The sequence below is a fragment of the Paenibacillus sp. FSL R7-0345 genome, assembly GCF_038595055.1.
Classification (GTDB): domain Bacteria; phylum Bacillota; class Bacilli; order Paenibacillales; family Paenibacillaceae; genus Paenibacillus_AQ.
The window spans coordinates 6,276,265-6,298,131 of record NZ_CP152002.1; the positions used below are offsets into that span (position 1 = coordinate 6,276,265).

The window sequence follows — 21,867 nt, forward strand, 5'->3', positions numbered from 1 at the left end:
AAGAGGGCAGCCTGATTGTTCTTTCAGGCTGCCCTCAAGGTGTGTTCAATTAATCTGTTAATCTTACAATTCCTATTCCACTGTGACGCTCTTAGCGAGGTTTCTTGGCTTATCAACATCATGACCCAGAGCCAGCGAAGCATAGTAAGCAAGCAGTTGAGTTACGACTACAGACAATGCGGAAGTCAGCAGCGGCAGGGTCTTAGGAATAACGAACGCCTGGTCAACGGATTTCAGCAGGTCTGTTACGTGCTCCTGGTGAGTGATCGCCAATACGTCTGCGCCGCGGGCTTTCACTTCTTTGATGTTGCTCACAGTCTTTTCGAGTACGGATTCCTGTGTTGCCAGGGCAATTACCGGAACGCCATCTTCGATCAGTGCCAGGGTACCGTGCTTCAGCTCACCTGCAGCATAAGCTTCGGAGTGAATGTAAGAAATCTCTTTCAGCTTCAGCGAGCCTTCTTGAGCTACTGCGTAGTCTACGCCGCGGCCGATGAAGAACAGGTGCTTGTGGCTGGAGATTTGCTCTGCGTAAGTCTTGATAGCATCCTTCTGAGCCAGAATTTCTTCTACCTGCTCAGGCAGGGTGTTCATAGCTGCCAAAATTTCAGCAACCTGTGCATCCGTTTGTGTTCCGCGTACTTCAGCCATATACAGGCCGAGCAGTGTGAACGCAATGATCTGCGAAGTGTAAGCTTTAGTCGATGCTACCGCGATTTCCGGACCAGCCAGAGTAACCAGTACATCGTTAGCTTCACGGGCAATCGAGCTACCTACTACGTTAGTGATTGCCAGTACATGTGCTCCGTTTGCTTGGCCTTCACGCAGTGCAGCCAGGGTATCAGCAGTTTCGCCGGATTGGCTGACTACGATAACCAGTGTTTCCGGTGTTACGATTGGTGAACGGTAACGGTACTCAGACGCAATATCATTCTCAACCGGGATACGAACCAGGGACTCGATCAGGCCCCGGCCAACCAGACCAGCGTTGTATGCAGTACCGCAGGCAACGATCTGAATGTTCCGGATGTTCTTGATCTGCTCAGGAGTCAGGTTAAGCTCCGGCAGGATAACTTTAGTGCCTTCAGCATTAATACGTCCGCGCATAGTGTCGCGGTAAGCCTTAGGCTGCTCGTGGATTTCTTTCAGCATGAAGTGCTCATATCCGCCTTTTTCTGCGGTAACAGCATCCCAATCGACAGTAATCATTTCCCGAGAAATAAAGTTGCCTTCAATCGTCATCAGTTCGACAGCATCTCTTGTCAGTACAGCCATTTCGCCGTCGTTCAAAATATATACGTTACGGGTATATTCCAGCAGTGCCGGAATGTCCGACCCGATAAAGTTTTCGCCTTCGCCAAGACCGATAATCAGCGGGCTGGCCTGACGCACAGCTACCAGTTTATCCGGTTCGTGTTCAGTCAGAACGCCCAGGGCAAACGCACCGCGCATGTGGGTGATTGCCTTCTGTACTGCTTTTACGATATCGCCCTCATATTCACGGGCGATCAGGTGGGAAATAACCTCAGTATCCGTCTCGGAAGTGAAGTGGCATCCGCCGGCAATCAGCTCTTCCTTCAGTTCCAGGTAGTTTTCGACAATCCCGTTATGCACAACCGAGAACTTCTGGCTGTCATCTGTGTGCGGGTGGGAGTTCTCATCAGACGGTTTACCGTGAGTGGCCCAACGGGTATGCCCGATTCCGGCACTGCCAGTCAGCGGAGTGGTTTCCAGTCTGGACTCCAGGTTAGCCATACGGCCCTGTGCTTTAACAACCTGCAGACCTTCCTTCGTGAAAACGGCAATCCCTGCTGAATCATAACCACGATACTCCAGCTTCTTCAATCCCTCTACCAGGATTCCCTGCGAATTCTGATTACCAATATATCCTACAATACCACACATTATAAATTCCTCCGTCCAATTATCGTAATGTGGGCGGCATAAGGAAAGAAACGTGCCGTGCGGCATGTGTAGAGAAAAAGCCTTATTCTGTTGTATTGTCTGTCACCTGTAAGTAGGTATTCATGACATGTACAGTCTTCTTCTCTGCCGCAGCAGGACTCGCGTATCTTCCATAAGCGCATACCCATGAATGATTAAATTCTTCGTACACCCATGAAAGCGTTGTGTGAAAGGTCGCCCTGACATTTTCCGCTTCCATTTACGGCTCTGGTGTATCACCGGGAGGTCCCCGCCGAACATTTCGAACACCTCCACCTCGTCAGCTTACATCTGCCGTGATCCGTTTCAGCCCATCTGGCTGTCCCTTCTCCCCCGCGCAAGATCAAGCTCTGGCGCTTGCTATTGCTGTTACCTCACTATCCCCGCTTTCCTTCTCGAATGACACTTCATCATTATATGCACCTTACATCACATTTGGCAATGAAATAATGGTTGAAACCGCTGGAATTTGTTGAAAAAAATTTCAAAATAGCCACAAAGCCGGCATTTGGAGCATAAATCTCCATTCACCGGCTCTGCAAGCCATGGGTTCTAATGATATTAAACCAGTTCGCGCTCTACAACTTCAACAATCTGGCCTACAAAAAGATCCAGCTCTGCCTTATCCGGGCCTTCTGCCATTACCCGGATCAGCGGTTCTGTTCCCGACGGGCGGACAAGCACGCGGCCGTTATCGCCGAGCTTGCCTTCCACCTCTTTAATCGCTGCTTCAATCGCCGGATTATTCGGATAATTGGTCTTATCCTGTACCCGCACATTAACAAGCACCTGAGGGTATTTGGTCATCATCGAACTCAGCACACTCAGCTTCTTGCCGTCACCCTTCATCGTATCGACAAGCTGAATAGCCGTCAGAATGCCGTCACCGGTTGTATTATAATCCAGGAAAATAACATGGCCGGATTGCTCTCCTCCCAGGTTATAGCCGCCGCGGCGCATTTCTTCCATTACATAACGGTCTCCTACAGCCGTCTTGGCTGTATTAAGCGCCAGCTTTTCGGTTGCTTTGTAGAAGCCGATGTTGCTCATAACGGTGGACACAATAGTTGCATCCTTCAGCTTGCCGGCACGGTTCATGGCATCTCCGCAGATGCAGAGAATAAAGTCACCGTCAACCTCTTCGCCCGTCTCATCAATGGCAATCAGGCGGTCAGCATCGCCGTCAAAAGCAAGTCCCAGGTCAGCACCGTGACGCAGCACCTCTTCCCGCAGCTTCTCCGGATGTGTCGAGCCGTAGCCGTCATTGATGTTAAGGCCGTCAGGCTCTGCACCGATAGCAATCACTTCGGCACCCAACTCTCTGAACAGACGAGGGGCCAGCTCATAAGCCGCTCCATGCGCACAGTCCAGCACAACCTTAATTCCTTCAAAACGGTTATTAATCGTTGTCTTCAGATATTCCAGATACAGATACTTAGCATCATTATCAACAGTAAGCTTGCCAAGACCGGCACCCACAGGGCGTGGAAGCTCATCCTTCTCAGCATCCATCAGCTCTTCAATACGCAGTTCAGTCTCATCAGTCAGCTTAAAGCCGTCTCCGCCAAAAAACTTAATTCCGTTATCCTCAACCGGATTGTGGGAAGCCGAGATCATTACTCCGGCATCCGCCTTGAGCAATCTGGTGATATATGCTACTGCTGGTGTGCTAACGACACCAATACGGATTACTTCTGCTCCTATGGACAACAGCCCGGCAACAAGTGCCGATTCCAGAAGCGGTCCGGAGATGCGTGTATCCATTCCGATGACTACCTTTGGCTTTTCAACATTTCCTGCAAGTACATAACCACCGCAGCGGCCGATGCTATATGCCATTTCTGCTGTTAACTCCTGGTTTGCGACTCCGCGCACACCGTCTGTTCCAAAATACTTACCCATCTCTTTTCTCCTTTAAATACGCTACATTGTAGAATGCGAACTTAAGAATGTTATGGATGAAGCTCCATTTCTTAAGTTCATCTTATATAGCTTAATGAATTATTGTATGAAAGAATTCGGATTCTTGTAACTAAAGGACTCAACACATCATCAAAAAGTTACGTACCGCCGGCACCAGCATTTCCAGTATTCGCGTCATTTCCGCTCCCTGCGGGAGTGCTGCTGCTTTCCGCCGTATCCTCTACCGGCTCCGGCGTAGCAGTACTTGTCGGTTCTGCGCTACGTGTTGGTTCCACACTCGTCTCCCCGCCGGAGACAGCTTCAGAGCTTGGCTCCGGGGTAGGAACAATACCCGTATCCGGACTAACGGTTGCCTCTGGTGTTGCTGCCGGCGTCTGCAGGTCTATAGTGACTGTATTGGGCTGTGAAGAGCTGACCATTGAAATAAACCTCGGCATCGAGATCTGCAGGGAGACCTGGTGAGTGCCTGCCGCCAGTCCCCCGACATCGGCAACCACACTGATATTATCCTGATCCAGCTGATCCAGCAGTGTCGGTGCTCCTGCCAGAGTCAGCGAAATGGCTTTGGCGGCGGGGTCTGTCACTACTGCTGTAAGCCCGCTGGCTACACCTTCAAGCTTGATCGGGATATTCTCCATCGTCCGTTCAGCAATTTCGGCTGCGGAGACAGTAACATTCACTTCCGCCGGCTCAATCTTAGCTGTCCCCTCCGGCGGCTTCAATTCCAGCTTCACCTGTTGCGTGCCTGCAGACTGGACCGTGCTTAGATCAAGGGTTGCCTCGTAAGAGGACAACCCGGCAAGTGCTTCCTTGCTGCCGTATACCGTAACCGCATCTATTTCAGGCGTAACTCTGGATAGCACAAGCGAACCGGGCAGTTGTCCGGAAAAGCTGATATCCAGCGGCAAGGTTTTGTTAGGTAGAGTAATCGACAGCTGCACAGCAACTGTGGAAGGCTCAATAACAGCGCCGCTGATTTCATTGCCGCTCTCATCGTAGGCTGTCAGCCGCATTCTTTTCTCCGTAAAGGATTCATTCTCCCCGTCGAGCTCAATCGTCCCCTGAACCGTTGCTACCTTACTCAACTCACTCGCCGGCAGGGTTACCTCCACCTCCGACGGATCTATAACCGCAGCAGCTGCCTGGTATCCATCTGCCGGCGCCCCCGTAATATTTACGGTAACCGGAAAGGTTTTTGTGTTGCGCAATTCAACATGCACATTCACTTCAGACGGCTCCATCAATTCATACTTGACTCCTTTGGGTAAAGTATAATTTAACGGAAGGGTTGTATCTCCCGGCCCTACATCGCTTAAATCGAGAGTCACTTTATAATCATCGGAGAACTTGAAGTTTAAGTCGGAGTTTTTACCCGATACTTCAAGCCTCACACTGTCGGCATCAACGGTATATACATACTTTTCCTCGTCAAGGCCGGTCTGCTCTATTTTTACATTTTCAATGATCTTCGTCTGTGTATTTACTGTAGTCTGGTTAGTAGGCTCGGTATCCACATGTACAATCGTCCACAGGATGATACCGAAGACAAGCGCAAGAATCTTGTTGAAGTTGTTATTCTTCATCCACTTATCCATTGTTCTTGCCTCCTCTCCGTTTCCAGAAAGCAGAGCTTTTCTCCTTCAGCGTCGAAGACGCGCTCAGCTCCTGGTGCAGCTTGGAGATCAGCGATTCTTCCTTAATATCGCGCACAATCTGCCCGTTAAGAGCCAGTGATATTTGTCCGGTCTCCTCAGAGACTACAACTGATACCGAGTCTGCCACCTCACTGATTCCGATTGCTGCACGGTGGCGTGTCCCCAGCTCTTTGCTGATGAACGGATTCTCGGATAGAGGAAGATAACAGGCGGCAGCAGCAATCTGTCCATCCTGCATAATCAGCGCACCGTCATGCAGCGGCGTATTCGGAATAAAAATATTAATCAGCAGCTCCGAGCTGACAACAGAACGCATGGGGATCCCTGATTCCGTGTACTCATTAAGACCCGTCGCGCGTTCAAAAACAATGAGTGCCCCGATTTTGCGCTTGGACAAATAGTTTACCGCTTTAATCACTTCACCGATCAGCCTGCTGATCTCCTCATCATTCTCTGAAGCCCGTCCAAAAAATTTGCCCCGGCCAAGCTGTTCCAGCCCCCGCCGCAGCTCCGGCTGAAAAATAATAAAGATCGCAAACACTCCGAACGTATAAATCTGGTTCATCAGCCATTTCAGCGTGTACAGATCCAGAACCGTGCTCAGCGCCCAGATGATAACCAGCACAAGAATCCCCTTCAACAGCTGAACGGCCCGGGTACCGCGCACCATATTCAGGACTTTATAGATAATGTAGCTGACGATCAGAATATCGATTATATCTTTAATGGATTCTTTCCATGTCAGGTCGGTAAAATAGCTCATGCTCAAAACCCCCGTCATTTCATATTAGCTGGGTTTATGTAAATTGTCTGTAAGATCTTTTTCATATCTAGGTTATAACGTTCAAGCCCAGGTTGCAAGTTTCACCCGCTGGGGAATTCTGATAATATCCTCCAAGACAACAAAAAAGCGCCATCTTTCCGGAAAAAGAGGCGCAAAAACTATTTCTGCATAAAGGCCATGCGGATTAACGGTAGGCAACTTCAGAGAACATGTTCGTCACTTTATACCAGAGCCAGCTTACCGCTTGGTCTATGCTTTTGACTTGCCCTGAGATGTGGGCTGTAGATGCCTTGTACAGCGTACCGTCGATTACCGTTACGTTGCCGTTTACATCCCCGTACACCTGAGTTTTGCCGTTCTCCACGGTGAGATTACCGGATATCGTCTTGCCGGACGGTACAATGACTGTATCGCCCTGGATTACGACCTGGTCGAGGTCACTGCCTCTGACCACCAGCTGCTGATCCTGATTCCAGAAAGTTACCGAGCTCATCAGCATCACCAGCAGGAATATGGAAGCTGCCGTAAGGGCCGGATGTCTTTTGATCCAGGTAATAAAAGCTCTTTCTTTCTTAGGCTTCGGCAATGAGTCCATAATCCGGCTTACCAGATCATCTGAGGCAACCACATTCTGGTGCATCAGGGAGAACATCAGCATATCAGTTTGTTCCAGTTCTTTGAACTTTGCACGGCAATCCGGACAGGATAGAAGATGCTCCTTCAATTCCCTCTGCTGCAGCTCGGGCAAGTCGTCATCCAGGTAATCATGCATCAAAGAGACGGCCAGTTTGCATTCCATAGGAGCCAATCCTTTCATGAGTGCTATTTAATTTTTTCAAGGCAATGGGACAGTGCATAAGACTTGCTCAACTTACATACGGCACTCCCAGTCAGACGTTTCATAAAAAAACATCTATTTTTACATTTTCGGGCCTAACTTTTTACGTAAGAACTCACGTCCGCGGTGCACCCGGGTTTTAATCGTCGTTACCGGCATATCCAGCACATCGCTGATCTCCTGCAGTGACAGATCCTGCAAATACCGCAATATCATTACAGACCGGTATTTCACGGGCAGACTGTCAATGGCCTCGTAGATCACCCTCTGCGTCTCTGAGAGCAGCAGTTCCGTCTCCGGGGTCACATTAGTGCTCGGAATCATTGAATAGCCGTCAATGCCTTCCTGATCGTTCATTTCGGCATCCAGTGAATAAGTCGGCTTGCGCTTGCGCAGCCTGTCGATACAAAGGTTCGTGCCAATCCTGTAAATCCAGGTTGAAAATTTCTGTTTGTCATCATAACGGTCCAAATTCCGGTACACACGCAAAAAGGTCTCCTGAACGATATCCTCCGCCTCATGACGGTTGTTCAGCATCCGGTAAGCCAAATGATATATTTTGTCTTTATATAGTTCCACAAGCTCGGCAAATGCTCTTTGGTCGCCCTTTAAGGCGAGCTTTGTCAATCTGCCTTCCAAATTCTCCACCTGTTAACTCCCCCAGACTTGCCTCCCCTGGCCTTCTATCTAACCTGAATGCCCACGGTACAAGCATTTAAATCGTAATTCAAGTTTGGTCAAAAATCAAGGATTGTATTGTTACCTTCGTGGAATACGGACCGAGTGACTTCGAGGGAACGCGCAGTGATTACGGCGGCACTCCAAAGAATATTTGGACTTTCGGCCGCTGTTATTGTCAGATTTCTATATATAAACTTGGTTCACAGTTGAAATCTGACAATAAAGACGGACGCTGACGCTCCTACAGTTCCAAAATTCTTCTCCGCCCCGTCTCCATCACCTGTAGCTTATGCGATGTGAAAGGCCCAAATTCCCTTAGGTAACTATGGGCGGGGCAGGAAGCAGAGGTCGGCCTCCTTTTAATTCGATCGCCAATGATTGCCTTGAGCGTACTCCTTACTCCTTACTCCATCCCAATACTCCTATTTCACCGTCATCGGTTTCGACCGTTCTACTTGGCTTAACTGCACTTTATACAACTATTCAGCCTGTTTTTTTTGTAATCCGCTCTTTAGATGTATTTTGTGCAATTAAAAAACTATAAAACGTCTATTTTAGTGAATATACGCCGATTTAGTTGTACGAACTGCAGCTATCAGGTGAAGGGATATCATATTCGCGGCTCTTAATTGTACAAAATACAGTTAAAGGCTTATCCAGTTGGTCAACTGCTACTTTCTACTTTTCACTTATATTAGGCATATTCCTTACCTCATAGTCGGCTATACTGAGTAGCCCGTTTCGGATTGTACTCGGCTGTACAAATGTAATAGAAGCAGAATACAGACAAAAAAAGGAGATCAGCTGCACAAAGTGCAGTAGATCTCCTTTTTTGCTTATTCCCGGTGCTTCAGAGGCGGAATTCCGGGAATGTTCCTGTATATGCTTATTGGTATAAACTTCGGGGCATCAGCCCGTATTACGCAATCCAGCAGCAATACCGTTAATGGTAAGCAGTACCTCACGCAGCAGTTCAGCGTCGTCGCCCTCGGCATCACGCAGATTTCTAAGCTCGGACAGCAGCTGTACCTGAAGATAGCTGAGCGGATCAACGTAAGGGTTGCGCAGACGGATCGATTCCTGAATAACCGGAACGTTATCCAGAATATCATGCTGGCCGGTGATCTTGAGGATCAGCTCTGAGGTCAGCTTGAACTCGGCTTTAATCTGGCCGAAGATCCGCTGGCGGGCTTCATCGTTTTTGCCCATGGAAGCATACTCCTCGGCAATAACCAGATCCGCCTTCGCGATCGCCATCTGCAGTGTATCAATCAGCGTTGTAAAGAACGAGAAGTCAGCATACATCGTCTGCATGATCTTCAGATTCTCTTCCTTACCTTCATAGAAGCTCTGTAGCCCTGTTCCGGCAGCATACCAGGCCGGCAGCAGGTAGCGGCTCTGCGTCCAGGCAAATACCCAAGGAATCGCACGCAGATCCTCGAACCGGTCACTATTCTTCCGCTTGGACGGACGTGAGCCGATGTTCAGCTCGCCCACCTCAGGCAGAGGTGTCGATTCTTTGAAGAAGGACAGGAAGTCCGGGTCACGGAAGATCAGGTCCTGATACTTAGTCAGGGATACTTCAGAGATACGGGCTATAATCTCATCCCACTTCTCTTCATACAAATCTGCCTGCGGCGTTCTGGCATGAATCGCTGCTGTTACCAGCGCTGAGGTAGCCTGCTCCAAACTCCGGTAGGCTATGCCCTGCATCGAATAACGGGAAGAAATGACTTCGCCCTGCTCGGTAATCTTGATGCCGCCGCCAATCGTCGAAGCCGGCTGGGCAAGAATACTGCGGTTCAGCGGCATCCCGCCGCGGCCAAGTGCTCCGCCGCGGCCGTGGAAGAACTTCAGCTTGATGCCGAAATCATCTGCTGTAGCTGTAATCTGCTTCAGCGCAACACGCAGCTCCCAGTTTGCAGTTACTACGCCGCCGTCTTTGTTACTGTCGGAATAACCCAGCATAATTTCCTGCAGGTCGTTCATTGCCCGCACCGCTTCACGATAGATCGGCATGGCGAGCAGTGTCCGCATAATCTGCGGAGCGTTATGGAGGTCATCGATGGTTTCAAAGAGCGGTACCGCCTGCAGGGTGCAGACAACTGTTCCATCGTTATCCTTACGGAACAAGCCAACCTCTTTGGAGAATACCATTACCTCCAGAATATCACTTGCTGCTTCTGCCATACTGATCAGATAGCTCGTAATACACTGCTTGCCGTACTCCTCCTGCGCCAGATAGATTGTGCGGTATACTGCAAGGCATTCCTCTGTACTCTCACTGTAAGACTGGTACGGAGAGGTCAGCGGCCGCGGATCGTTAAGCAAGGACTCAAGGAGCTTTACCTTTTCATCTTCGGGCATATTGGCGTAATCTTGGGTGATATTCATTTTGGCCAGAATTTCAGCCATGGCATTTTCGTGCTCCTGGCTATGCTGGCGCACGTCAAGTGCCGCAGTGTGGAAACCAAACAGCTCCACCTGACGGATCAGCTTCTTAATGTAAGTATCTGCTACATAATCCGCATAATGATGACGCAGACTGCGGTCAATTACGTTAAGATCATCAATGAACTGCTGCGGAGTCGTGTAGCGCTCAGGAGTTCCCTTTTTCTCATCATCCATCACATTCTGTGTCTTGGAGATCATATAGCTGAGCTTAATCCGGTAGGGCTCATTATCATTACGCCAGGCCTCAAACCGGTTCAGCTTAATAATCTCCCGGTCTGCTTCTATTGAATCCAGCAGCTCGCCTGTAACATTGACGATGCTTGTACTAAAGCTCAGATACTGCATCAGTTCGCGCATAATGCGCTGATACTCACGGATAGCCAGCTTGCGCTGCAGACGCAGCGTCTGTAGCGTCACAGCCGCCGTTACGGAAGGATTTCCGTCCCGGTCGCCCCCGATCCATGATCCAAAACGCAGATAAGTCGGCACATGCCAGTTCTGGCCCGGATAGTATTTGCTCAGACATCGCTCAAGTTCTTGATATACGTCCGGCAGCACCTGGAATATCGTCTCATGGAAGTAATACATCCCGTTACGCACTTCATCCAGCACTGTCGGTTTACGGTCACGCAATTCGTCTGTCTGCCAAAGCGTGATTACTTCGTTCAGCAGCTTCTCACGGAGCTGCTCGCGTTCACGGAATGTCAGCGTCGGATTATCAAGTCCCATCACATCATCGGATATCCGTTTGTGGATATCGAGAATGGCCCGCCGCATTGCTTCCGTAGGGTGAGCGGTCATGACCAGCTCCAAGGACAGATTATTCATAATGTCATGAACATCCTCTTGGGAAAAATCACGTTCACGGAGCTCCTGAATCGCACTTTCGATAGATCCCGGCTGTACCGTTTCCCCTGCAGAGCGTTCATAGTCCCGCTTGCGGCGAATCCGGTGATTTTGCTCAGCGATATTTACCAATTGAAAATAAATGGCAAACGCCCGTATTACTTGATGGCGATTCTCAGGATCCAGTGAGCCAATCAGCTCTTTAAATTCATTGTGCAGTTCAGGCAAAAATAATGAGCGCAGCGATTTGCTGGTTTCACGGATTTTCTCCACGACCTCCAGCAATTCATTACCGCCTTGATGTACCAAGACTTCGCCCAAGATGTTCCCCAGGAACCGTACGTCACGCCGCAGCAGATTGTTGGAATTGCTTTTGCTGACAGCTGTCGTAAGTTCGGTCATGCTGCTCCCCCCATCCTCTTCCGGATCAATGTCCTAACATTGTCTATTCGAAGCTTTCCTTATATCATACTGTAAAACCCAACGGAAATCTTCAACTTATTACGCTGTAAAGCGTTGCAGTAATTACGATTATACACCAAAATGCTTCATTATACATTCATAAAATATTTAGGTATCTTATTTCATTATAATGGCTGGCTCTCAACGTATTTATGTGCAAGGTTTACATGACGTGTAGGTATTGATTGAATTATACACGGATTGCGTGGGAATGGAAATTAGGGATGTTGAATACTGATGATAAAATAAGTTTCTTCATTAAAATGCATCTCTCAAATGGAATAAATTAATAGTATATAACAAAAAAACTCTCACAAATGTGAGAGTTTCCGTCAGCTTACGCTGAAGTATCGGGATGACACGATTTGAACATGCGACCCCCTGGTCCCAAACCAGGTGCTCTACCAAGCTGAGCTACATCCCGAAACTATATAAAATTATGGAGCGGGTGATGGGAATCGAACCCACGCTATCAGCTTGGAAGGCTGAAGTTCTACCATTGAACTACACCCGCAAAAAAAGATGAAAATCGGGATGACACGATTTGAACATGCGACCCCCTGGTCCCAAACCAGGTGCTCTACCAAGCTGAGCTACATCCCGAAATAACGTGTTGCATATTACCTAAAGAAAAATGGCGCGCCCTAAGAGATTCGAACTCCTGACCTTTTGATTCGTAGTCAAACGCTCTATCCAGCTGAGCTAAGGGCGCAAATTATGGAGCGGACGACGGGAATCGAACCCGCGACCCTCGCCTTGGCAAGGCGATGCTCTACCGCTGAGCCACGTCCGCATAATAAGTGGTGCGCGTGAAGGGACTTGAACCCCCACGTCTTACGACGCCAGATCCTAAGTCTGGTGCGTCTGCCATTCCGCCACACGCGCAGGGTACTTTTTAATCAAAGTGAGCCATGAAGGACTCGAACCTTCGACACCCTGATTAAAAGTCAGGTGCTCTACCAACTGAGCTAATGGCTCGCATTTGGCAGGGGATATAGGATTCGAACCTATGATGACGGAGTCAGAGTCCGTTGCCTTACCACTTGGCGAATCCCCTATAATGTAACATATCTACCATAACCGGTTCAATAGGAAAACGATCATGGTGGAGGCTGAGGGGATCGAACCCCCGACCCTCTGCTTGTAAGGCAGATGCTCTCCCAGCTGAGCTAAGCCTCCGTATGTATAACCATAAGCCTTAAAGCGAAATAAATGGTGACCCGTAGGGGATTCGAACCCCTGTTACCTCCGTGAAAGGGAGGTGTCTTAACCCCTTGACCAACGGGCCTTAAAAATTTGTGGAGCTCTCAACCGGATTCGAACCGGTGACCTCTTCCTTACCATGGAAGCACTCTACCTGCTGAGCTATGAGAGCATGGCTCCCCGAACAGGACTCGAACCTGTGACAACTCGATTAACAGTCGAGTGCTCTACCAACTGAGCTATCAGGGAATATTATTTGTCCGCTTGGCGGCGTCCTACTCTCCCAGGACCCTTCGGTCCAAGTACCATCGGCGCTGGAGGGCTTAACGGTCGTGTTCGGGATGGGTACGCGTGGAACCCCTCCGCTATCGCCACCAAACGGGCATTTACAGCGTAAATGCTTCAGGAACTTGATTCCTGAAAACTGAATCCGAAACGAATCTGCGTCTGCCCTTTTTACGGGGCCCCCGGAAAGTATTCGGAATCAGCTTCGTCAGCCTCTTCTTCACTTTTTGGGGTAGTATTTTGGATAAGCCCTCGACCGATTAGTATTGGTCAGCTCCATGCATTGCTGCACTTCCACCTCCAACCTATCTACCTCGTCGTCTTCAAGGGGTCTTACATACTGGGAAATCTCATCTTGAGGGGGGCTTCACGCTTAGATGCTTTCAGCGCTTATCCCGTCCGTACGTAGCTACCCAGCCATGCTCCTGGCGGAACAACTGGTGCACCAGCGGTACGTCCATCCCGGTCCTCTCGTACTAAGGACAGCTCCTCTCAAATTTCCTGCGCCCACGACAGATAGGGACCGAACTGTCTCACGACGTTCTGAACCCAGCTCGCGTACCGCTTTAATGGGCGAACAGCCCAACCCTTGGGACCTACTTCAGCCCCAGGATGCGATGAGCCGACATCGAGGTGCCAAACCTCCCCGTCGATGTGGACTCTTGGGGGAGATAAGCCTGTTATCCCCAGGGTAGCTTTTATCCGTTGAGCGATGGCCCTTCCATGCGGTACCACCGGATCACTAAGTCCGACTTTCGTCCCTGCTCGACTTGTAGGTCTCGCAGTCAAGCTCCCTTATGCCTTTGCACTCTTCGAATGATTTCCAACCATTCTGAGGGAACCTTTGAACGCCTCCGTTACTCTTTAGGAGGCGACCGCCCCAGTCAAACTGCCCGCCTGACACGGTCCCCGTACCCGTTTAGGGTACCAGGTTAGAACCTAGATACGATCAGGGTGGTATCCCAACGGCGCCTCCACAGAAGCTTGCGCTCCTGTTTCTACGGCTCCCACCTATCCTGTACAGATCGTACCCAAATTCAATATCAAGCTGCAGTAAAGCTCCATGGGGTCTTTCCGTCTTGTCGCGGGTAACCTGCATCTTCACAGGTATTAAAATTTCACCGGATCTCTCGTTGAGACAGCGCCCAAGTCGTTACGCCATTCGTGCGGGTCAGAATTTACCTGACAAGGAATTTCGCTACCTTAGGACCGTTATAGTTACGGCCGCCGTTTACTGGGGCTTCGGTTCATAGCTTCGGGTTACCCCTAACCACTCCCCTTAACCTTCCAGCACCGGGCAGGCGTCAGCCCGTATACTTCGCCTTGCGGCTTCGCACAGACCTGTGTTTTTGCTAAACAGTCGCTTGGGCCTTTTCACTGCGGCCCCCTCGGGCTATTCACCCTACCGAGGCACCCCTTCTCCCGAAGTTACGGGGTCATTTTGCCGAGTTCCTTAACGAGAGTTCTTCCGCGCGCCTTAGAATTCTCTTCTCGCCTACCTGTGTCGGTTTGCGGTACGGGCACCTTCTCCTGGCTAGAGGCTTTTCTTGGCAGTGTGAGATCATGACCTTCGCTACTATAATTTTCGCTCCCCATCACAGCCCAGCCTTACGATGTGCGGATTTGCCTACACATCAGCCTCACTGCTTAGACGGACATCCATCAGTCCGCGTCACTACCCTCCTGCGTCACCCCATCGCTCATAGCGGATTACGGTGGTACAGTAATTTCAAACTGTTGTCCTTCGACTACGCCTGTCGGCCTCGCCTTAGGTCCCGACTTACCCTGAGCGGACGAGCCTTCCTCAGGAAACCTTGGGCTTTCGGCGGATCAGATTCTCACTGATCTTTTCGTTACTCATACCGGCATTCTCACTTGTATGCTGTCCAGCGCTCCTTACGGTACACCTTCAACCTGCATACAACGCTCCCCTACCCCTGATGCAAAGCATCAAGCCATAGCTTCGGTGGTGTGTTTAGCCCCGTTACATTTTCGGCGCAGAGTCACTCGACCAGTGAGCTATTACGCACTCTTTAAATGGTGGCTGCTTCTAAGCCAACATCCTGGTTGTCTGTGCAACTCCACATCCTTTCCCACTTAACACACACTTGGGGACCTTAGCTGATGGTCTGGGCTGTTTCCCTTTTGACAATGGATCTTAGCACTCACTGTCTGACTCCCGGCAAGAAGTTAATGGCATTCGGAGTTTGACTGAGCTTGGTAACCCTTGCGGGCCCCGCACCCAATCAGTGCTCTACCTCCATCACTCCATTCACCGAGGCTAGCCCTAAAGCTATTTCGGGGAGAACCAGCTATCTCCGAGTTCGATTGGAATTTCTCCGCTACCCCCACCTCATCCCCGCACTTTTCAACGTACGTGGGTTCGGGCCTCCAGTGCGTGTTACCGCACCTTCACCCTGGACAGGGGTAGATCACACGGTTTCGGGTCTACGTCCACATACTAAATCGCCCTATTCAGACTCGCTTTCGCTGCGGCTCCGGCTTCTCACCTTAACCTTGCATGTTAAACGTAACTCGCCGGTTCATTCTACAAAAGGCACGCCATCACCCATAGATCGGGCTCTGACTTTTTGTAAGCACACGGTTTCAGGTTCTATTTCACTCCCCTTCCGGGGTGCTTTTCACCTTTCCCTCACGGTACTGTTTCACTATCGGTCGCCAGGTAGTATTTAGCCTTGACAGATGGTCCTGCCGGATTCATACGGGGTTTCACGTGCCCCGCACTACTCGGGATCCGTCTCGGAGAGAACACAGTTTAGGTTACAGGGCTTTTACCTCTATCGCGGGCCTTTCCAGACCTCTTCGCCTACCATATTCCTTTGTAACTCCATGTGAGACGTCCCACAACCCCAGGAGGCAAGCCCCCTGGTTTAGGCTGTTCCGCGTTCGCTCGCCGCTACTGACGGAATCACTATTGTTTTCTCTTCCTCAGGGTACTTAGATGTTTCAGTTCCCCTGGTCTGCCTCTGCACACCCTATGTATTCAGATGTGAGTAACTGCGAATTACCACAGCTGGGTTTCCCCATTCGGACACCCCCGGATCAAAGCTTGCTTACAGCTCCCCGAGGCAGTTTCGTTGTTCGCCACGTCCTTCGTCGGCTCCTGGCGCCTAGGCATCCTCCGTGTGCTCTTATTAGCTTAACCTCGATTTTCCCTTCGGAAAATATCGGACATTGAATTGCTTCAAAGCCTTTATTACCATTAGGATCATCGTTAGCATCGCCATTAATATTAAACTTGTTTACACAAGTTCAGCTTAAAGGAATGTTCTAAAACGCAAATTCGTTTCGGTATCCAGTTTTCAAGGATCAAGATGTTGCATATATTCAAGCAAATCAATTATGGTGGAGCCAAGCGGGATCGAACCGCTGACCTCCTGCTTGCAAGGCAGGCGCTCTCCCAGCTGAGCTATGGCCCCATAAAATATTAAGCTGTAGATGTTATATGGTGGGCCTTGGTGGACTCGAACCACCGACCTCACCCTTATCAGAGGTGCGCTCTAACCAACTGAGCTAAAAGCCCATATAACATAACATGGTTTCAACCATAGAATGGTTGTCCGCTTGGCAGCGTCCTACTCTCCCAGGACCCTTCGGTCCAAGTACCATCGGCGCTGGAGGACTTAACGGTCGTGTTCGGGATGGGTACGTGTGGAACCCCTCCGCTATCGCCACCAAACGGGATGAAAGGATTGACCTTTCAAAACTGAACACGAGTGAGTAACTAACCGACCGGTTAGATTTAAGATTTGAATGTCATCATTGCAGATGACGATTCTCCATAGAAAGGAGGTGATCCAGCCGCACCTTCCGATACGGCTACCTTGTTACGACTTCACCCCAATCATCTACCCCACCTTCGGCGGCTGGCTCCCTTGCGGGTTACCCCACCGACTTCGGGTGTTGTAAACTCTCGTGGTGTGACGGGCGGTGTGTACAAGACCCGGGAACGTATTCACCGCGGCATGCTGATCCGCGATTACTAGCAATTCCGACTTCATGCAGGCGAGTTGCAGCCTGCAATCCGAACTGAGACCAGCTTTGCTGGGATTGGCTCCACCTCGCGGCTTCGCTTCCCGTTGTACTGGCCATTGTAGTACGTGTGTAGCCCAGGTCATAAGGGGCATGATGATTTGACGTCATCCCCACCTTCCTCCGGTTTGTCACCGGCAGTCACTCTAGAGTGCCCAGCCTTACCTGCTGGCAACTAAAGTCAAGGGTTGCGCTCGTTGCGGGACTTAACCCAACATCTCACGACACGAGCTGACGACAACCATGCACCACCTGTCTCCAATGCTCCGAAGAGGGGCACTATCTCTAATGCTTACATTGGGATGTCAAGACCTGGTAAGGTTCTTCGCGTTGCTTCGAATTAAACCACATACTCCACTGCTTGTGCGGGTCCCCGTCAATTCCTTTGAGTTTCAGTCTTGCGACCGTACTCCCCAGGCGGAGTGCTTACTGTGTTAACTTCGGCACCAAGGGTATCGAAACCCCTAACACCTAGCACTCATCGTTTACGGCGTGGACTACCAGGGTATCTAATCCTGTTTGCTCCCCACGCTTTCGCGCCTCAGCGTCAGTTACAGCCCAGAAAGTCGCCTTCGCCACTGGTGTTCCTCCACATCTCTACGCATTTCACCGCTACACGTGGAATTCCACTTTCCTCTTCTGTACTCAAGCCACCCAGTTTCCAGTGCGACCTCAGGTTGAGCCCAAGGTTTAAACACCAGACTTAAATAGCCGCCTGCGCGCGCTTTACGCCCAATAATTCCGGACAACGCTTGCCCCCTACGTATTACCGCGGCTGCTGGCACGTAGTTAGCCGGGGCTTTCTTCTCAGGTACCGTCACTCCGGTAGCAGTTACTCTACCGGACGTTCTTCCCTGGCAACAGAGCTTTACGATCCGAAAACCTTCATCACTCACGCGGCGTTGCTCCGTCAGGCTTTCGCCCATTGCGGAAGATTCCCTACTGCTGCCTCCCGTAGGAGTCTGGGCCGTGTCTCAGTCCCAGTGTGGCCGTTCACCCTCTCAGGTCGGCTACGCATCGTCGCCTTGGTGAGCCGTTACCCCACCAACTAGCTAATGCGCCGCAGGCCCATCCCTTACCAGCAGATTGCTCCGCCTTTCATTCTCTTCTCATGCGAAAAGAGAAATTATCCGGTATTAGCTACCGTTTCCGGTAGTTATCCCAGACTAAGGGGCAGGTTGCCTACGTGTTACTCACCCGTCCGCCGCTAAGCTTATCCCGAAGGATAAGCTCCGCTCGACTTGCATGTATTAGGCACGCCGCCAGCGTTCGTCCTGAGCCAGGATCAAACTCTCCAATAAGGTTTTTCCGAGCAGCCACTTCACCCGAATGACTCCGAGGAAATAACCATCCGAAAACTATCGAAAAGAGCGATTGCTCATTTTGAAACATCTGACGAGAATTTACATTCTCTACTTTTGGATATCACCGAAGTGATCTCCCATACTCACTCGTTGTTCAGTTTTCAAAGATCAATTTGTTTCTTTTCTTTTGCGTCGCGCTTGTCAGCGGCGACCTTTATAATATATCACAGTGTTTATCGTTTTGGCAAGTCTTTTTTTGAAAAAAGTTTTTTTCGTTTTTTCCTGCCGTGCGTCTTCTCTTGAAATATCAAAAGGAGCGCGAGATATAATTTATCACGTACGCTCCTGTTTAGTCAACCCTTTTTATTAAATTAGTGGCCAAGCACACAAATATATAGACAGCAGCTTATCTTTTTAATGCTTAAACTGGGACGAACGCCCGCCCCATGCATACTTGGACAGCTCCTTTTGCGGAGCAAACCGCGCGTACATGCGAAATACAGTTTTATATCGGTTAGCAATGGCATGCCTGATATTTTGGTCCAAGCGCTGATCACTTAAATCAAGAAGCATCTCATCGAGTTCTTTACGCAGAACGTAGTCCAGCTCCTTGCACTCCTTTTCATTGAACAACATCCCCAACATATGCTTGGCCTCCTTCGTAATAATTTGAGGTTAAATCTTTTGCGCTGCTGTTTGTGTGTCAGAAGTTAGTTCATCTGATGGGAAAACTGCGTGTATACCCGCTTACACTAGATTAACCGGAGCATAGGAACTATAACCATAATTGCTAAAATTCTCTTTATAGCTCTGCTAAGCTTTGGCAATCTTCTGTTGTCAGGAATCCCCAAATCGGCACGGCTTTAATGTTATGCTCAATTCCGTGCAATTTTATGATAAAAGCGCCAATGTAATTGTACTTTCAATAATTGCGGCAATCAGCAGCAGGATTACTATCCATACGGATGCCGTCAATGTCCTGCGCATAGACTCAGGCCAGACGCCGTCCCGGACCCTGCCAAACATGCTCTGTACCACTTTTCCCCCAAAAGCCAGCCCGAATGCACAAGCAATAATAATTGCCGGAATTTCTATAATGCCGTGCGGCAGCAGCCCTTTAACAATTAACTGAAATAAATCCGCCCCCTGCAGGACCGATAAGTGGATCAGATAGCCGATAACTCCCCCGTTAATCAATAAGAAGAACGCCGGAATAACGCCAAATAGCGCCCCCAGGAAAATAACTAACACACTTTTAATGCTGTTGTTTAAAAATATAAACGTGAAGAAGCTCCACTCCGGATTATCTGAATCCATGAGCTCTCCGCTGATGCTGCTTAACCCTTCGAGCTGCTGTTCAAGCAGCTTCTGCAGACTGCCGGTGCCGATCCAGCCGAGCACTCCCCCTAACACAAAAAGAGTCAGCGCCAGCAATATTGCTTTCCGGATTGTCCCCAGGTCTTTAAGGAATCTTGAAAACGCAAACATAAAAGCCTCCTATATATTTTAGTACAAGCAGTAAAAGAGATTTCTGGTACAGATGAGGTCATAAGCGGTAGGTACGAGCATACATTTAGAACAAACAAGCCATTTCGCAATGGGAGAGGAGCGCTGCTAGTATGAATTCTTTTTATGTATTCAGCGGCAAAAAGATAAAACGGTTCATTTATATCTTTGCCGCTGCGCTTCTGGCCGCTGGTGTTGTATACGTGGAAAGGGGTAACATTACTGTTTTTTCAGATTCACAAGCCCCTTCTGCCATCTACAGCGTGCCAACGCAAAAGAAGCTGATCGCTATAACCTTTGACATTAGCTGGGGTGAAAAGCGGCCGGAACCGATTCTGAAGGTGCTTGAGGACAAAAAGGTAGATAAGGCTACGTTCTTCCTTTCCTCACCTTGGAGTAAAACGCACCCGGAGATTGTAACCAGCATTAAGGATGCGGGCTTTGAAATCGGCAGCCACGGGCACAAGCATGTTAACTACAGCACGCTCAGCAATGAGGAGATCCGCACGCAAATTTCAACAGCCCACACCGTACTCACCGAATTAACGGGCAAAGAGCCTAACCTGATCCGTATGCCGAATGGTGATTTTGATAAAAGAGTGCTTCAGGTAGCCAGCGATCTCGGCTATAAGGTTATCCAGTGGGATACAGACTCTCTCGACTGGAAAAACATCGGTGTAGATAATATCGTCAAGCGGGTCACCACCAAAGCACACCCGGGGGACATCATCCTCCTTCATGCCAGCGACTCCTGCAAGCAGACCCATGAGGCACTTCCCCAGATTATCGATAATCTCCGTGCCCAGGGCTATGAATTTGTCACTGTATCCGAGCTGATCAGCCAGAGCAGTGCTGAAGGCACTGAAGTCCGTGATTCTGCCTCACTGAACAAAGAGCTTGAGAAGGCTGCAGGAATGTAACCCTTTTTAGCCGGCTGTACCGCAACCCGTCTGATTGCCCTCTGTTAGTGACGCGGAGAGATGAGCTCTGATATATCAGGTGTAGAAGAATCCAGCTTCGGATACTTCAGGTCGAGCCCCTCCAGTGTTTTGACTACGATGGACAATGCCAGATAATTGCGGTACCACCTGTGGTTGGCCGGAATCCAGTACCATGGTGCCTGTTCGGTGCCGGTCTCACGGAACACATCCTCATAAGCCTTCTGATAATCATCCCAGTATTCCCGCTCCTGCAGGTCGCTGGCGTCGAATTTCCAGTGCTTGGTCGGATCCTGCAGGCGCTCCTGGATTTTTTTAAGCTGCTTCTCCTTGGAGATATGCAAAAACAGCTTGATCACGGTTGTGCCCTCTTCAACCAGCATCTCTTCAAACTGGCGGATATATCGGAAACGGCGTTTCATATCGTCTTTTTTCAGGCTGCCATGCACCCGGGGAACCAGCACATCCTCATAATGGGAGCGGTTGAAGGCAGCAATATAACCTTTTGGCGGAGTCTTCATATGCACTCTCCACAGGAAATCGTGGGCCTCCTCCTCCAGTGACGGCTTTTTAAAGCTGGTAACGATAAACCCTTGGGGATTAATGCCGGAAAAGATATGCTTTACCGTTCCATCCTTTCCGCTTGAGTCCATCCCCTGAAGAATAACGAGCAGCGAGTGCTTCTTTTGGGCAAACAGAATATCCTGCAGCTCGGCCAGGCGCTCCTTCAGCTTTTCCATTTTGGCCGCGGCTTCCTCTTTCGAGTCAAAATCACCGCGTTCTGACGGATCGAGCATTCTTAAAATGTTTTCACTTGTGTCTTTTATCATATAGCGCTTGATGTTCATATATGCCCCTCCTTGCTTACTGATTTCGGTTTACGAACGGCGTTGCAGCCATTAGCTTTATGTAAGCTGTTCTTTAAGATTAACCTTACTGTTTTCATTTTAATCGCACTGGAACGAACAAGAAAACCCCGGTCTCATTATGA

11 protein-coding genes, 14 tRNA genes and 4 rRNA genes are annotated in these 21,867 nt (G+C 49.6%); 1 reads left to right on the plus strand and 28 read right to left on the minus strand.

The features are described from left to right. Window positions 1–72: 72 nt before the first annotated feature. The 27 genes from glmS to NST84_RS27235 form a co-directional block, all read right to left on the minus strand. Entirely contained in the window at window positions 73–1,905 is a 1,833-nt protein-coding gene (gene glmS / locus NST84_RS27105) for a glutamine--fructose-6-phosphate transaminase (isomerizing) (protein ID WP_342563165.1), read from the minus strand. A 600-nt stretch (window positions 1,906–2,505) separates the two neighbouring features. Continuing rightward, window positions 2,506–3,846, minus strand: coding sequence for a phosphoglucosamine mutase (gene glmM / locus NST84_RS27110; protein WP_342563166.1), 1,341 nt, complete (start codon window positions 3,844–3,846; stop codon window positions 2,506–2,508). Between the two features lie 158 nt (window positions 3,847–4,004). After that, on the minus strand, window positions 4,005–5,462 hold the full coding sequence (locus tag NST84_RS27115; protein ID WP_342563167.1) for a CdaR family protein: 1,458 nt from the start codon (window positions 5,460–5,462) through the stop codon (window positions 4,005–4,007). Further along, window positions 5,455–6,285 (minus strand): diadenylate cyclase CdaA, encoded by an 831-nt coding sequence (gene cdaA / locus NST84_RS27120; RefSeq protein WP_342563168.1) that lies wholly within the window; start codon window positions 6,283–6,285, stop codon window positions 5,455–5,457. The genes NST84_RS27115 and cdaA overlap by 8 nt, the downstream gene beginning before the upstream one ends. A gap of 205 nt (window positions 6,286–6,490) precedes the next feature. Continuing rightward, window positions 6,491–7,105, minus strand: a complete 615-nt coding sequence (locus NST84_RS27125) for a zf-HC2 domain-containing protein (protein ID WP_342563169.1) — start codon at window positions 7,103–7,105, stop codon at window positions 6,491–6,493. 120 nt (window positions 7,106–7,225) lie between these two features. Continuing rightward, window positions 7,226–7,792, minus strand: coding sequence for an RNA polymerase sigma factor SigW (gene sigW / locus NST84_RS27130; protein WP_342563170.1), 567 nt, complete (start codon window positions 7,790–7,792; stop codon window positions 7,226–7,228). 942 nt (window positions 7,793–8,734) lie between these two features. Further along, complete coding sequence (gene ppc, locus NST84_RS27135) at window positions 8,735–11,527, minus strand: phosphoenolpyruvate carboxylase (protein WP_342563171.1); 2,793 nt, start codon at window positions 11,525–11,527, stop codon at window positions 8,735–8,737. Window positions 11,528–11,937: 410 nt separating this feature from the next. Next, window positions 11,938–12,011 (minus strand) — tRNA-Pro (locus tag NST84_RS27140). A 16-nt stretch (window positions 12,012–12,027) separates the two neighbouring features. Beyond that, window positions 12,028–12,101: transfer RNA gene (locus tag NST84_RS27145), tRNA-Gly, on the minus strand. A 15-nt stretch (window positions 12,102–12,116) separates the two neighbouring features. Beyond that, window positions 12,117–12,190 (minus strand) — tRNA-Pro (locus NST84_RS27150). Window positions 12,191–12,222: 32 nt separating this feature from the next. After that, window positions 12,223–12,299 (minus strand) — tRNA-Arg (locus NST84_RS27155). Window positions 12,300–12,305: 6 nt separating this feature from the next. Continuing rightward, window positions 12,306–12,380 (minus strand) — tRNA-Gly (locus tag NST84_RS27160). An 8-nt stretch (window positions 12,381–12,388) separates the two neighbouring features. Further along, window positions 12,389–12,472, minus strand: a tRNA-Leu gene (locus NST84_RS27165). 20 nt (window positions 12,473–12,492) lie between these two features. Further along, a tRNA-Lys gene (locus NST84_RS27170) sits at window positions 12,493–12,565 on the minus strand. 5 nt (window positions 12,566–12,570) lie between these two features. After that, window positions 12,571–12,644 (minus strand) — tRNA-Gln (locus NST84_RS27175). 46 nt (window positions 12,645–12,690) lie between these two features. After that, window positions 12,691–12,766: transfer RNA gene (locus NST84_RS27180), tRNA-Val, on the minus strand. 34 nt (window positions 12,767–12,800) lie between these two features. After that, window positions 12,801–12,875, minus strand: a tRNA-Glu gene (locus NST84_RS27185). 11 nt (window positions 12,876–12,886) lie between these two features. Further along, a tRNA-Thr gene (locus NST84_RS27190) sits at window positions 12,887–12,962 on the minus strand. Window position 12,963: 1 nt separating this feature from the next. Beyond that, window positions 12,964–13,039, minus strand: a tRNA-Asn gene (locus NST84_RS27195). A gap of 13 nt (window positions 13,040–13,052) precedes the next feature. Next, a 5S ribosomal RNA gene (gene rrf / locus NST84_RS27200) occupies window positions 13,053–13,169 on the minus strand. Between the two features lie 146 nt (window positions 13,170–13,315). Continuing rightward, window positions 13,316–16,241: ribosomal RNA gene (locus tag NST84_RS27205) — 23S ribosomal RNA — on the minus strand. 198 nt (window positions 16,242–16,439) lie between these two features. Further along, window positions 16,440–16,515, minus strand: a tRNA-Ala gene (locus tag NST84_RS27210). 27 nt (window positions 16,516–16,542) lie between these two features. Beyond that, a tRNA-Ile gene (locus tag NST84_RS27215) sits at window positions 16,543–16,619 on the minus strand. Window positions 16,620–16,658: 39 nt separating this feature from the next. Continuing rightward, a 5S ribosomal RNA gene (rrf, locus tag NST84_RS27220) occupies window positions 16,659–16,775 on the minus strand. Between the two features lie 106 nt (window positions 16,776–16,881). Next, a 16S ribosomal RNA gene (locus NST84_RS27225) occupies window positions 16,882–18,429 on the minus strand. Together the 16S, 23S and 5S rRNA genes with 14 tRNA genes alongside form the textbook arrangement of a ribosomal RNA operon. Before the next feature lie 417 nt (window positions 18,430–18,846). Then, window positions 18,847–19,077, minus strand: coding sequence for a hypothetical protein (locus NST84_RS27230; RefSeq protein WP_025336637.1), 231 nt, complete (start codon window positions 19,075–19,077; stop codon window positions 18,847–18,849). Window positions 19,078–19,323: 246 nt separating this feature from the next. Further along, window positions 19,324–19,920, minus strand: a complete 597-nt coding sequence (locus NST84_RS27235) for a stage II sporulation protein M (RefSeq protein ID WP_342563172.1) — start codon at window positions 19,918–19,920, stop codon at window positions 19,324–19,326. 131 nt (window positions 19,921–20,051) lie between these two features. Here NST84_RS27235 and pdaB point away from each other — a divergent pair, with 131 nt between their 5' ends. Next, on the plus strand, window positions 20,052–20,858 hold the full coding sequence (pdaB, locus tag NST84_RS27240; RefSeq protein ID WP_342563173.1) for a polysaccharide deacetylase family sporulation protein PdaB: 807 nt from the start codon (window positions 20,052–20,054) through the stop codon (window positions 20,856–20,858). A gap of 44 nt (window positions 20,859–20,902) precedes the next feature. On the opposite strand, the gene NST84_RS27245 is transcribed toward pdaB, so the two are convergent. Next, a complete protein-coding gene (locus tag NST84_RS27245; RefSeq protein ID WP_342563174.1) occupies window positions 20,903–21,724 on the minus strand; it encodes a PPK2 family polyphosphate kinase in 822 nt (273 codons plus the stop codon). Window positions 21,725–21,867 lie beyond the last annotated feature (143 nt).

Bases quoted from the DNA above. Each gene is read 5' to 3' on its own strand.
- NST84_RS27245 (WP_342563174.1), bottom strand. From the start codon at position 21,724: ATGAACATCAAGCGCTATATGATAAAAGACACAAGTGAAAACATTTTA.
- glmM (WP_342563166.1), bottom strand. From the start codon at position 3,846: ATGGGTAAGTATTTTGGAACAGACGGTGTGCGCGGAGTCGCAAACCAG.
- NST84_RS27230 (WP_025336637.1), bottom strand. From the start codon at position 19,077: ATGTTGGGGATGTTGTTCAATGAAAAGGAGTGCAAGGAGCTGGACTAC.
- glmS (WP_342563165.1), bottom strand. From the start codon at position 1,905: ATGTGTGGTATTGTAGGATATATTGGTAATCAGAATTCGCAGGGAATC.
- cdaA (WP_342563168.1), bottom strand. From the start codon at position 6,285: ATGAGCTATTTTACCGACCTGACATGGAAAGAATCCATTAAAGATATA.
- ppc (WP_342563171.1), bottom strand. From the start codon at position 11,527: ATGACCGAACTTACGACAGCTGTCAGCAAAAGCAATTCCAACAATCTG.
- NST84_RS27235 (WP_342563172.1), bottom strand. From the start codon at position 19,920: ATGTTTGCGTTTTCAAGATTCCTTAAAGACCTGGGGACAATCCGGAAA.
- NST84_RS27125 (WP_342563169.1), bottom strand. From the start codon at position 7,105: ATGGAATGCAAACTGGCCGTCTCTTTGATGCATGATTACCTGGATGAC.
- pdaB (WP_342563173.1), top strand. From the start codon at position 20,052: ATGAATTCTTTTTATGTATTCAGCGGCAAAAAGATAAAACGGTTCATT.
- NST84_RS27115 (WP_342563167.1), bottom strand. From the start codon at position 5,462: ATGGATAAGTGGATGAAGAATAACAACTTCAACAAGATTCTTGCGCTT.